Below are 13,166 nucleotides of genomic sequence, written 5' to 3' on the forward strand. Positions count from 1 at the left end.
GGATCTATAGGAGAATTAAGCAGGGGGTTGAGCATAATAAAAATTCAGAATTTAGGGAATATAAATCGTGAATTGGAAATAATCCAGTAAATAACTGCTAATTTTCTGGCTTTTTAGAATTAATCGGAGATATGAACAATCCCGGAAATTTCTGATATCAATATTGAGATAGTAAAGAAATCAGAAGAATGGGGAGCAATTCTGTCCGCTACAGGCTGAAAGTCAGAACAGACATATAGTTATATGACAAAACGCGGACAAATATAGTTGACACAATTAGTTACCTGCAAATTATTGTATGTTTTTTGAAAAAAATATCTTAAACTGATGATAAAATATGATGTGAGGTAAAAAATATGCTGGAACATACAGGTGTTTTATTTACTTATCTTATTGCGATCAAAGATGATGAAACAGACCGAATATCAGTCAGCGGAATTAATAGTTTGCAATGCCTTTTAAAAGACTTTCCATTGCGTATAGCGGAATTGAAGGAAGAAGCAGAAGGGACAAATCCGGAGGATATCCTTGAAATATACTGTATTTTTGGCGCCAATCCACAGACAAAGGTTTTTATGGATCAAATCAGGAAAGTTCAAAATCTTGTGTATAATAATATTCTTACTAATAAGGATTTTGATTACCAGGCTTTTATTCTGCAGAATTTAGCAGAACAGGAAAAAAAGAAGTGTTTTTCAGAGCATGTCGCCTGGATAATCACTTATCACACATTTTGCTTTGAACGGTTGTATGCTTTACAGCAGTTTCAGTTTACCCAAGCAGACGATATGTTGGAAGTATGCTGTCTGGGACTGGGATTGGAATATGAAGATAACAGATGTCTGTGGATGCAGAGTGCGGTAGAAATATGGATGGAGCGTGAAGCCCCCCGATTATATGGCAGACAGGTAACGATTAACTCCTATTGGCTAAACGATTTAAAGGGAAGACGAATTATTGGAGTGTTGCCTGAAAATGATGGCGACGGATATTTCCTCTTAGTGGAAGGCGGTAAAAAGGTTCGATTGGCAGCTGGTTCGGCAGCTTACAGAAATGAGCAGATTGGAGTTAGGGATATCAATATATTCAGTATCAATGATTTAAATATAATTGAAAATAATCCAATTTATTCTTATGGAATTTACTTTCAGCCTTATGAGATTTTTGAGGATTGGCAGAAAGTATTTCAATATGCTATTGCAGTTCTGGATGTGGAATGGACACCGGATACACTTCAAAAGGTCTATGAATTATTTTTAGATTTTATGAAGAATCAAATTTGTGAATTTGTGGAGACGCCCGCGATCTTGGAAAAAGAAATATTTTTCAAAACTTTTTTGAAGACAATTAATAAAAAGAGAGAATATCTATGCTGTAAGGAAGATGCAATTGGTCCGAGTGTAATTATAGGACTTCAAAAAATCCAGTCATATCAACGGTTTGCTGGCCGTCGGCAAGAGGATTTATCCAGAACTAATCTGTATCAAGTGCGGGAATTCCAAATTTTTGTTGTAATTTTCTTATTTCATCGTAAAAGTCAGTTGTATTGGGTTCACTTAAAGATAGAGTGATATTAAACTTCATAGGTGAACTTTTTTCGGTAATATCATTCGGAATTTTATCCACCATTTCACAAAAGTCATTTGAAAATTTTTCTATATCACATAGTGTTACATTGCACATTTTAGAAAATGACTTAGCAAGGCCACTAAAATCTTCATCAGTCATAATAGCGTTAAAGTCTAATGACCAATCAATTATTGAACTGTATATTTCTACAAGTTTATTAGCTGCATAGATTATATAGTCTGGATCACCCTCAACACCTGGAGCGCCAAATGCGTCAGGTATTGTTTCATAGATTAACGTCGATATGTAACTAATGCTTCGCAAAAGTTGATTTATTTTAGAAGTCATATAATTGAACAATTCATCAAATGTTTGTAGACGTATTGAAGTGGCAAGAGTAAAGCTATATTTGAAATCACGTCTTTTGTCTGATAACTCATTTAATTTTGTAGCAAGTATCTGCCCAAAAAGTTTATACTCCCACGCCACAGGGCGGAGCAAAACTGTTTGAAAACAAATACCGTCCAAACTAAGAACCTTTTTGCTTAATTTTTTTGAAATCGTTCTTTGCCTATATGCTAGGCTATCATAAAATAAGTAGCCAAGTTGGGTTCTTAATGTATCAATAATATCCTGTGCTGTTTCAAACCCGAATGACCAAATTCCATCATTGCCGCGAAATGAATCAACAAATTCAAAAAGTTTTGGGGTGTCAACAGTGGATCGGAAATCTGCGTTTGGATTGTCTTTCCACAATGATAATACACTCAATATTTTTTTATCAACAAAAGCATATATAGGAATACCTTTTGCCTTTGCTCTTAAATATTCCATGTTAGTTATAGAGCGTCCAGTTTCAGTTACACTTCCATAGCGACACCCCACAACTAAAATAAATATATCGGCTCGTTCATCAACCACCCGCAGACAATTATTCAATGTTCCAATATTAGGGTCCAAAGGAAATGTAGAATATTCGGAAAGCAAAATATCGTATTTTAATTGTTCCTCAAAAAATCCCTTTATATCTGTCCTGATTTGCTTGAGATCATAGCAAGTTGAACTGACAAAGACAGTAGGTTTTCTTCCAATAGACATATTTTTCTCCTTTGTACGAAATTGGAAAATTTAATTACATTATATCATATTAAATTAGAAATGAAAAGCAAATTGTTGAAAACGCCGCCCAAGTGAGACTATGGGCGGCGTTTTCATATACAACGATGGAAAAAGGAGGTCAAAAAAAGTGGCAGAAGATAAAAAGCCGGGTGTTCCTGTTAAGGTGATCGACCTGTCGTCCGTCCGGGCGGGCGCTGGGCCGGAGCAGCAGGCGGCCCCGGCCCAAGGGGACAAGCCCAAGCGCAAGGGCCGCCCGCCCAAGGCGGAGAAACAGGCCCCCGGCGGTGGGGGCCCTGGTAAGTCGGCCAAGGCCCCCAGGCAGAGCAAGCCCGGCCCGGCCAAGGAGGACCCGGCCCCGCCCCCGCCCGCGCCGGAGCAGCCGCCCCAGCTTAAAGACGCCTCCCGTGGAAAAAAGGAGGAGATCGTCTATCTGGACCTGTCGGAGCTCCACCCATTCCAGAACCACCCGTTCGGCGTCCGGGATGATGTGGAGATGCAGGGACTTGTGTCCTCCGTCAAGGCTGGCGGCGTACACCAGCCCGCCCTGGTGCGGCCCCGTGAGGGCGGGGGCTATGAGATCGTAGCGGGCCACCGGCGGCAGCGGGCAAGTGAGCTGGCGGGCTTGCGCAATATGCCCTGTATCGTTCGTGAAATGACGGATGATGAAGCCGTCCTCGCTATGACGGACGACAACCTGCGCCACCGTGAGACAATCCTGCCCAGCGAAAAGGCGGCGGCCTTGCAGCAGCAGTATGAGGCCATCAAGCACCAGGGGACGCGGGGCGAGGGCGAGGACATAGGTAAATTGTCCCTGGACAAAGTGGGCGAGCGCAACGGCATGAGCGGAAAGACGGTCCAGCGGTACATTTATCTGAATGACCTTGTGCCGGAGCTGAAAGAGCTCATGGACGGCGGCAAGCTGTCTTTCACCCCCGCCGTGGAGATTTCCCGTATCAAGCCCAAGCACCAGAAGTATATCGCCGTATCCATCGAGGGGCAGCAGTCGTCCCCCTCCAAGGCCCAGGCCAAGAAGCTGCGGGAGATGGACGAAAAAAACCAGCTCAACCCGGACGTGATCGACGCGGTGTTGAGCCAGGAGAAGAAAAAGGAGGATTTTGACGTGATTATCAGTTCTGCGGAGTTGGCCCAGTTTTTCGGCAAGGACAAGACGCCCCGTGAGATGAAAGATCAGATCATGGCCCTGCTGGGGGAGTGGAAAGAGAAGCAGCCCCCGGAGCTGGGCAAGGGCGAGAAGAAAAAGGAAATGGAGAAGTAAGCGGGAGCTCTGGACACGGTGTCCAGAGCTTTTCCGTTCCCCGTTCCCGTAAAGGGCTCTGCTGGATTATCCCCCGTCGCCGCGCCACCCATAGCACAGCCGGGGCCCCCTGTCAAGGGCATGGCCGCCGCTGCGCGGCGGTGCTCCGCACCCTTGACAGGGGGCCCCGGCTGTGCTACCCCCCAAGGCGCGACGGGGGAAAATCCTCCAGAGCCGCCCCCCTTTCCCCAAGAATGGGGAAAGGGGCGGGGGGAAAAGAGGTTGACCGCTCCTCTCCAAACAATCCTGTTGTACCTATCCCCAACAATTCTATCTACATCTGAACGGAGGTTATCAAAATGAAAATGCCCCTGGCGTATGTCACCGCCGCATGGAGCGGCGACCCCACGGAGGCGACGGAACAGGCCGCCCGGTACTGCCGGGCCGTCTATGAGGCGGGCTTTTCGCCTATCTGCCCCACGCTGTACCTCCCCCTGTTCCTGAATGACGCTGTGCCGGAGGAGCACAAGAGCAGCATCGACATGAGCCGGGACCTGCTGCGCCGCTCCCGTGTGCTGGTGGTGTGCGGCCACGCTGTCACCGAGAGCGTCAAGAACGACATCGCCGTGGCCCAGCGGTTGAAGATCACGGCGACCACCCTGGAGGGTATTCTGACCGTAAAGGGGCAGGGCCGCTGCTGACCCTGGGAAGCCTCTTTGACGGGATCGGCGTGTTCCCCCTGGCCGCCCGGCGTCAGGGGATCGTCCCTCTGTGGGCCAGCGAGATCGAAAAGGCCCCTATCTCTATCACAAAACGCCACTTCCCGGACATGGAGCACCTGGGGGACATCACCCAGCTCCACGGCGGCGAGGTCCCGCCCGTGGACATCATCACGTTCGGGTCCCCCTGTCAAAATCTGTCCAGCGCGGGCCGCCGTGAGGGGTTGGGCGGGGCAAAATCCAGCCTGTTCTTCCAGGCGGTCCGCATGATCGAGGAAATGAGGGATGCCACTGGAAGTCAATTTCCAACAATCGTTATTTGGGAAAACGTCATGGGAGCTCTGCTATCAGGAGACAGGCTGGATTTTAGAGCCGTCCTGCAATCTCTCACAGACGCCGAAATTCCAATGCCTGCTTCTGGACGCTGGGCCAGCGCAGGAATGGTGCGAGGCGGAGGGCGTGACCTGTGCTGGCGGCTGCTGGACGCCCAGCATTGGGCAGACCCCCGGCTGGCCCGGCGTCAGCGGGTGTTTGTCGTGGCCGATCTTGGAGGCCGACGTGCCGGAGCGATCCTGTTTAAGCCCCGCCGCCTGTTCCCACTACCTGCGCCTTGCGGAGACTTTGGGCTGTCCCCCGCCGGAGCGGATCGAATATCTGCTGTTGAAGCAGGGGGGCCGCTACCAGTCGTCCACCCCTTTCAAGGCTACCGTATGCGGGGCGCGGCCAAGGCGGGGGACGTTGGGAACTTCCTGGGGAGCTTTGGAAAACCAACTGACCCTTTTCCCACCCTGATGGCCGGGGGGCTGACGGTGTTTGCCCTGTGGCGGGAGGGCCGGGAGGCGGAGGGCGTCATTACCTGGCTGACCCCCACCGAGGGGGAGCGGGCGATGGGCCTGCCCGACGGCTGGACGGCCTACGGCTGCGACGGGCGGCCCGTCTCCGCCCGCGCCCGTCAAAAGGCTTTGGGAAATTCCATCGCCCTGCCCTGTGCGGAGTACATCATGGCGGGAGTAAAGGAGGAACTGGAGGGAGGGATCAAATATAGCGATACTTGAAGCCTGCGTGACGAACCTGGGCAAGTACAACGAGGGGGTACTTGCCTATGAGCGGGTAACATTCCCCACCGACGCCGAAACCGTACAGGCGGCCTTGAAGAAGATCGGCGTAGACGGTATTCGGTATGAGGAGATTTTTATTGCCGATTACGACGGCAGTATGCCCCAGCTCTATGAACACCTGGGCGAGTATGAGAGCATCGACGAACTGAACCATCTGGCCTGTGTGCTGTCGGAGCTGGACGAGGACGAGCTGGCAAAGTTTGAGGCCGTTATGGACAGCGGCGAGTACACCGGCAGCACCAAGGATTTGATCAATCTGGCCCAAAACCTGGACAGCTACAATTTCTATCCTGACATCCACAGCGAGGAGGACCTGGGGCGAATGTATATCCAGGAGCTTGAAGCCGTCCAGGTGCCGGAGCACCTGATCGACTACATTGACTACGAGGCATACGGGCGGGACGTGCGGATCAACGAGAGCGGCCACTTCGCCCCCGGCGGTTATGTGGTAGGGGACAACTCTTTTACGGAGCATTACCACGGGATCGAGGACATACCCGACGAGCAACGGGTGTTCTCCATGCCCAAGCTGCCCATCCGGGAGCAGATGGCCGCCTATCAGGAAATGGCGGGCCGGGCGGCCCCGCCCGCCGAACGGCCCGCGCCCAGGGTGGACCGGGAGGATCGGTAGCCCTCTGGACACGGTGTCCAGAGGCAGCCCGGCAGAAATAGGAGGTGGTTTTGTATTGTAGATGAAGATATTTCCCGGCGGACAATCGCCCTCTCCATCCGAACGGGAAAGCTGTCGGCGCGGGCGCTGGCCTGGGCGCTGCGGGCGGCGGGCCGGAAGATCCAAAAGGAGCGGCAGGCCCACAAGACGCCCCACGGCAGACAGAGCGTCAAGCAGCTCATGAAGCAGGGCGAGGCCACCAACAGTCTCCCCGTGGAGGCCCCCAGGGAGTTTGACCGGGTGGCCCGGAGCTGGAATGTGGACTACGCCTTTTACAAGAACGGCGACGGAAAATATCTGCTGTTCTTCAAATCCAAGCAGGCCGACGCCATTACCGCCTGTTTCGGAGAATACTCCCGCCGGGTGCTGGACCGGCCCAGGGTGCGGCGCGTCCCCATTCTGGAGCGGATGAAGCGGGCCGGGGAGCTGCTGCGGCAGCAGCCCCGGAAAGAACGGGCAAAGGAGGCCGAGCGTGAAGAAAGGTAGTTTGAAAAAATACCTCCTCCCCAACCTGCCCTACCTGTTCATGGCCTGGGGCTGCTTGAAGCTGGGGACGGCCTACCGGCTGGCGGCTGGGGCCAACATCGGCCAAAAGCTGGTGGGTATGATGGGCACGATCAACATGGCCTTTGCCTCCCCCGCCCCTGGGCTGGACCCGGTGGACTGGCTGGTGGGGATTGCGGGGGCGGCGGCTATCCGGCTGTTCGTCTACGTCAAGGCCAAGAACGCGAAAAAGTACCGCCGGGACGAGGAATACGGCTCCGCCCGATGGGGAACGGAAAAAGATATTGCCCCTTTCGTCGATCCCAAGTTTGAGAAAAATATCATTCTCTCCGGGACCGAATTTCTCACCACCAACACCCGGCCCAAGAACCCGGCCAACGCCCGGAACCTCAACGCCTGCGTGATCGGCTCCTCCGGCTCCGGCAAAACCCGCTTCTGGCTCACCCCCCAGCTCCTCCAGGCTCACAGCTCCTATGTGGTGGTGGACCCCAAGGGCGGGGTGCTGTCCCAGGTGGGGTACTTTCTCCAGAAGAAAAAGGGGTATAAGATCAAGGTTTTCAATAGTATTGACTTCTCAAAATCCATGCACTACAACCCTCTGGCCTATATCAAAAATGAGGCGGATATTTTGAAATTCGTGAACACTTTGATAGCCAACACCAAGGGGGAGGGCAAGGAGGGGGACCCATTCTGGACCAAATCGGAGACACTTTTATACTGCGCCCTGATTGCCTATATCATCTTCGAGGGCCCGGAGGAGGACCGGAACATGAATACCCTGGTGGACATGATCTCCGGCATGGAGGTCAAAGAGGACGACCCGGATTTTATGAACGCCATCGACTATATGTTCAAGGGCCTGGAGAAGCGCAAGCCGGACTGCTTCGCCGTGAAGCAGTACAAGAAGTACAAATTAGCCAGCGGCAAGACTGCCCGCTCCATACTTATTAGCTGCGGTGCGCGGCTGGCTCCCTTTGACATTCCCCAGCTCCGGGAGATCATGAGCTACGACGAGATGGAGCTGGACCGCCTGGGGGACAAGCGGACGGCGGCGTTCTTCATCATCAGCGACACGGACACGACCTACAATTTCATTGTGGCGCTGGCGTTCTCCCAAATGTTCAACCTCCTGTGCGAGAGGGCGGACAACATACACGGGGGCCGCCTGCCTCACCACGTCCGGGTGCTGTGGGACGAGGCCGCCAACACCGGGCAGGTGCCCAACCTGGAGAAGCTGGTGGCGGTGATCCGCTCCCGTGAGGTCAGTTTGACCCTGTTCTATCAGGCCCAGTCCCAATGTAAGGCCATTTACAAGGACAACGCCGAAACGATCATGGGCAACATGGACAGCGTGGTATTCCTGGGCGGGCGGGAGCACTCCACCGTCAAGGAGATTTCCGAGGCGTGGCTGGGCAAGCAGACCATCTCCATGCAGACGGACAGCCGGTCCCGTGGGCAGTCCGAGAGTTACAGCCAAAATACCCAGCGCCTGGGCCGGGAGCTTATGACGATGGACGAGCTCACCACCATGCCCGGCGACAAGTGCATTATCCAGCTCCGGGGGCTGCGGCCCTTTTTCTCCCCCAAGTACGACTTGAAGCAGCACCCCAACTACCGCTATACGGCGGAGGCGGACAAGAAAAATTCCTTTGACCTGTCCCGCCTGATAAACCGCCGCATGGAGAAGCTGGACCCCGACGAGCGATACACTGTATACGAGGCGGACGTGCCGGACGAGGCAAACATAGACGAGGACGAGGACATTCTCAACTATGATGACCTGGACGACCCGGACGCTTTTGTATAGCTCTGGACACCGTGTCCAGAGGCAGACGCGCCGCCTGACAAGGGCGGCTTTTTTCATGGCCGGGGATGATCCCCGGAGAATATGGAGGTATTTATGCAGTTTTTCGCTTCCGCTGTTCAGACCTTGCAGACCCTTGTTGTGGCTCTGGGCGCTGGCCTGGGTGTTTGGGGCGTCGTCAATCTCCTGGAGGGCTACGGCTCCGACAACCCCGGCTCCAATGCTCATGTGCCATAAAGTAACACACCGATAAATGCAGACAGCCAACCTCTATTCCGTATAAAATGGCGTATGTGGCATTTCAAATATGTGGTTTAGAAGTAGAAGAAAACTGAAAACCGTATTCCACGATTTGAAAGGATAGAGGTAAATGAGCATGGAAAAAACAGTATATATCACAGAGAAAGAACGGGAAATGTGCTACAAAGTAATTGGTGCGTTTGCGGAACTGTACGAAATGGAAGATGAAGATATTTTAGTGGTTGATGTTGGTAGGTACGGTTTTGTTAAATTGCAGTGCTATACACCGTCATATGGCTTTGAAGAACTTGACACCTATACAGACAGCCATAGTTTATTTGAAGGGCTTTGGGAGGAATGGCTTAGTCTAAATGTGTTTTTACTTGCTAGGGAAATGCAGTTAGACGATATTCTTTATGAGGATTTATTCAATAATCTGCCAAAGGAAAAACAGTCGGAACTTACCGGGAGAAAAGGCTATTTTGCAAAAAAAGCGGGTATCATTCTGTAAAATGAATTTTGCAGAAAGAAAACGCTCTATGTAGAGGGTAAAAAGATTAGAATGGCTCTGTATATGATAATATGCAGGGCTTTTCTTAATAACCAATATGCTCATTTTGATAAAGACCAAAAGACAAGCATTATGGAAATGTGCATAACTGGCTATGGAATCATGGATAACTCTATTCACAGCACATGGAAAAGCTAAAGTGCAGCTTTCCCACGTCCTGCAAACAGAGTTACCCACAATTCCATGATACAGCCAGTTATACACATTACGCACAATGCCGACTACTACGGAATCCAAATCATTTTTTCACAGAACAAGATTTGCTTTTACAGAAAGAGATTATAGGTTGGAATGGAGATAAGGGAACCTGCATAGAGCACAGCGGAAAAGTTGAAGAAACTGATTGAGGAAGAATTTGCCGGGCTTGTGTTTCTGTCTGCTGAAGATATGGAGTAATAACAAATTGGGACATAATGGTATAACTCTTTGTCCCAATTTGTTTATTGTTTAAATTACCCGTATTAGAATTGATATGCTTGCAGAAATCAAATATCTAACATAATTCCTCCCACTGTAATAATACCATACAAATTTTATGAATACAAGACTGTTTATATAAGCTGACACATGCTAAACTAGCCTAGCAATGTTTCAGTAAAACTTTCTTTCATTTTTCAAGGAGGTCATAATCATTATGGGGAATAATCAGACAGAAAAAGCGTTTGAAGAAAAAAGATTAGCACAAACAATCTCTTTAGCCGAGGAACAATTAAAGCAGGCAAAAGAAGCGGCAGACAAAAAAAAATCAGAAATTATCGAAGCCAAAAAAGATGTGCGTGAAAATACAGAACACGGCATTACATCACTGTACACATCAGACGGTTTCGAGGCACTTGTTGAATTAAGCCAATATATCAATCCTGTTACAGACAAAATTATAGATTATGAAGAAGAAGAACATAAAATACTTCTGTTAGAAAAGATGATAAAATCGCCCTATTTTGCCCGAATTGATTTTAAATTTGATGATGAGGACGAATTTGAAAAAATATACATTGGACGTTCTTCTCTACGAAAAAACAGCTATCAAGAGATGTATGTTTATGATTGGAGATCGCCGATTGCCAGTGTTTTCTATCGTTTTATGACAGGCGAAGCGTTTTATGACGCTCCATGTGGACGAGTAACAGGCGAACTCAATTTGAAACGCCAATATGAAATAAAAAACGGAACACTGGAATATTTTTTTGATTCAGATGTTCAGATTGTTGATGAATTTTTAAGGCAATTACTGTCACAAAACACTACTGCTAAAATGAAAGCTATTGTTGAAACAATTCAGCATGAACAGGACGTGGTTATTAGAGATATGGAAAATGACCTGCTAATGGTACAGGGTGTAGCGGGAAGTGGAAAAACCTCTATTGCTCTCCACCGGGCTGCTTATCTTATGTATCAAGGTTTACAAACAAAGCTGTCCGCAAATAACATTATGATTATTTCCCCAAATTCTATATTTGAGCAATATATTTCAAATGTATTGCCCGAATTGGGAGAAGATAATGTTATTTCTTCCGTGTTTGAAGATATACTTAGTGAGTTATTAAATGGCAGGAAAATTCAGTCAAGAAATGATTTTTTAGAAAACTTGATTGTCAATTCAAAATACAAGGAAATTTCAAGAAATAGTATAGAATTTAAAACGTCAAGTTTTTTTAGGGAAATTTTAGACCAATTTCTCATTGATATACCCCGCCAGTGGATAGAATTTGAAGATGTTTATTATGAGGGAAAATGCGTTGTAAGCGGGCAAATTCTAAAAGACAAGATATTAGGAAGACCAGAAACACCATTAGGCATAAAATTAGAACAATTAGAAGATTATATTTTAGAACAAATATTTGGAACAGGAAAAGGGCGGGGGCATAAAGAAGAAAAAAATCTAATCAAGCAGGAAATACAGAAATTTATAAAAATTGACATTGTTGAATTATATAAAATATTATTTAGCAATGAAGCCTATTTTTATAGCCTGCTGCAAAATAGCAATCCGTCACAAAACATAAAAAATATTTGGAAATATACTAAGGAAAATTTGGAAGCAGACAGCTTGTATTATGATGACGCAATAGCAATCGCTTATTTGTATTTAAAAATATACGGAACAAATAAATATAAAAATATTAAGCAGGTAGTCATTGATGAAGCACAGGACTACTACCCTCTCCAATATGAAATATTTAATTTTCTTTTTTCTAATGCCAAATTTACTATTTTAGGAGATATGAAACAGACTCTTGCCAAAAAAGAAGATATTTCTTTCTACGAACAAATTCAAAAAATATTGAACAAGAAAAAATCTTCTCTTATTATGTTGGATAAAAGTTTCCGTTGTACGAATGAAATTTTAAATTTTAGTTTAAAGTTCATTGAACAAAGTTCACAGATAAAAAGTTTTAATCGGAATGGCGATAGCCCAAAAGTATATATTGCTGATAATTCCGAAATCTTCATTGATGAAATTGTTAAGGAAATAAAATTATGCCAAGAGAAAGGGTTTCAGTCGATATGCTTAATTTGTAAAACCGAAAAAAATTCAACCTATCTATTTAATAAAATTAAACACAAACTTGATATTCAATTAATTAAAAATGGGAGCGTATCAGATTTACAAGGCGTGTTTATCTTACCAGTATATATGTCAAAGGGATTAGAATTTGATACTGTCTTAATTTGTGATGCAGATAGCCAAAACTACCATGATGAAGATGATAAAAACCTCTTATATGTTGCCTGCACAAGAGCGCTTCACAAACTTAGCTTATTTTGTGAAAATGAGGTTAGCCCGCTGATATAGATAAATTTACAATATATTGAATTGCCTAAATGCCAAACGCAGCGTAAGTGCATATGAACAAAATGATAATAATTAGACAGACCATCTTTCTCTTTTAATGGCATTAAATTGACATTACGCTCTCTATCATATATATTTGTTGCTTACTGTCAAAAACACGACAGAAAAATATAGTTTAAATTCAACGGATAAAAGAGGTAATGAACATGGGGAAATTACTACTGCTGACACTTAACGAACAAGAGGAAACAGCGATTGACAAAATCATATCGGCAATATCTGATTATATACAGATTGAACCCATGCAGATCACAACCGCTTCCGTGTTATCTTTTCCGGGACTGGAAATAAAGCAGAACCAACGCCAGGTATTTCAAGACGGGGAGGAAGTAAGCCTTACCCGCCTTGAATACAGTACCCTTGTATATCTTGCTTCCAACCCCGGCATTGTCCTCACACGGACACAAATATTTGAAGCCGTTTGGAACATGGAAAGTGAAAGCTGCCAGTCAAGCGTTGCAAATGTGATTTACAACCTGCGGAAAAAAATAGAGTCGGACAGCCGCAAGCCCATTTACATAAAAACCGTTTTAGGTATGGGCTACAAGTTTGCTTCCGGGGAATGACAACAGAATAACCGCCGCCCGTTACAGCGGCATACCATGACAGGAAATCAGAAAAGGTTTCCTGTTTTTTTGCACCAAAAACCGCGCTGATTTTCCAGCTTTGTCGAAAAGTTTTATCAAAAAGTTTTTCAAAACTTTGCCATATTTGCATTTCTCTGCGTAGTAAGGAGTAAA

The 13,166-nt window shown here is 47.1% G+C and carries 12 protein-coding genes and 1 pseudogene; 12 read left to right on the plus strand and 1 reads right to left on the minus strand.

Annotation, left to right across the window (positions count from 1 at the left end):
- Positions 1 to 356: 356 nt before the first annotated feature.
- Entirely contained in the window at positions 357 to 1,571 is a 1,215-nt protein-coding gene (locus DXC51_RS13915) for a hypothetical protein (RefSeq protein WP_117544748.1), read from the plus strand.
- On the opposite strand, the gene DXC51_RS13920 is transcribed toward DXC51_RS13915, so the two are convergent.
- On the minus strand, positions 1,474 to 2,667 hold the full coding sequence (locus tag DXC51_RS13920; protein WP_117544749.1) for a DUF4062 domain-containing protein: 1,194 nt from the start codon (positions 2,665 to 2,667) through the stop codon (positions 1,474 to 1,476). The two genes, DXC51_RS13915 and DXC51_RS13920, sit on opposite strands and share 98 nt — an antisense overlap.
- 148 nt (positions 2,668 to 2,815) lie before the next feature.
- On the opposite strand from DXC51_RS13920, the gene DXC51_RS13925 reads away from it, so the two are divergent.
- The 11 genes and pseudogenes from DXC51_RS13925 to DXC51_RS13970 all read left to right on the plus strand — a co-directional run bounded on the left by DXC51_RS13925 (position 2,816) and on the right by DXC51_RS13970 (position 12,992).
- Positions 2,816 to 3,964 (plus strand): ParB/RepB/Spo0J family partition protein, encoded by a 1,149-nt coding sequence (locus DXC51_RS13925; RefSeq protein WP_243003199.1) that lies wholly within the window; start codon positions 2,816 to 2,818, stop codon positions 3,962 to 3,964.
- 338 nt (positions 3,965 to 4,302) lie between these two features.
- Complete coding sequence (locus DXC51_RS13930) at positions 4,303 to 4,644, plus strand: DUF7768 domain-containing protein (protein ID WP_117544751.1); 342 nt, start codon at positions 4,303 to 4,305, stop codon at positions 4,642 to 4,644.
- Positions 4,527 to 5,048 (plus strand): annotated as a pseudogene (locus tag DXC51_RS30440) (DNA cytosine methyltransferase); the annotation flags it as partial. The gene DXC51_RS13930 and the pseudogene DXC51_RS30440, both read left to right, overlap by 118 nt.
- A gap of 324 nt (positions 5,049 to 5,372) precedes the next feature.
- The gene (locus tag DXC51_RS30445; RefSeq protein ID WP_330413836.1) at positions 5,373 to 5,717 is read left to right on the plus strand and encodes a class I SAM-dependent methyltransferase; all 345 of its coding nucleotides are present in this window, start codon (positions 5,373 to 5,375) and stop codon (positions 5,715 to 5,717) included.
- Positions 5,718 to 5,724: 7 nt separating this feature from the next.
- Positions 5,725 to 6,411: an antirestriction protein ArdA gene (locus DXC51_RS13940; protein ID WP_243003200.1), complete on the plus strand. Its 687-nt coding sequence runs from the start codon at positions 5,725 to 5,727 to the stop codon at positions 6,409 to 6,411.
- 126 nt (positions 6,412 to 6,537) lie between these two features.
- Positions 6,538 to 6,936 carry a PcfB family protein gene (locus DXC51_RS13945; RefSeq protein WP_330413834.1) on the plus strand — a complete coding sequence of 133 codons (399 nt, stop codon included), beginning with the start codon at positions 6,538 to 6,540 and terminating at the stop codon, positions 6,934 to 6,936.
- Positions 6,937 to 6,976: 40 nt separating this feature from the next.
- On the plus strand, positions 6,977 to 8,761 hold the full coding sequence (locus tag DXC51_RS13950; protein ID WP_330413835.1) for a VirD4-like conjugal transfer protein, CD1115 family: 1,785 nt from the start codon (positions 6,977 to 6,979) through the stop codon (positions 8,759 to 8,761).
- 93 nt (positions 8,762 to 8,854) lie between these two features.
- Entirely contained in the window at positions 8,855 to 8,995 is a 141-nt protein-coding gene (locus DXC51_RS13955) for a Maff2 family mobile element protein (RefSeq protein ID WP_117544755.1), read from the plus strand.
- Between the two features lie 133 nt (positions 8,996 to 9,128).
- Entirely contained in the window at positions 9,129 to 9,509 is a 381-nt protein-coding gene (locus DXC51_RS13960) for a hypothetical protein (RefSeq protein ID WP_330413832.1), read from the plus strand.
- A gap of 694 nt (positions 9,510 to 10,203) precedes the next feature.
- Positions 10,204 to 12,366: a HelD family protein gene (locus DXC51_RS13965; RefSeq protein WP_109215850.1), complete on the plus strand. Its 2,163-nt coding sequence runs from the start codon at positions 10,204 to 10,206 to the stop codon at positions 12,364 to 12,366.
- Between the two features lie 206 nt (positions 12,367 to 12,572).
- Positions 12,573 to 12,992: a winged helix-turn-helix domain-containing protein gene (locus DXC51_RS13970; RefSeq protein WP_173900609.1), complete on the plus strand. Its 420-nt coding sequence runs from the start codon at positions 12,573 to 12,575 to the stop codon at positions 12,990 to 12,992.
- Positions 12,993 to 13,166 lie beyond the last annotated feature (174 nt).

This window comes from Eisenbergiella massiliensis (assembly GCF_003435485.1).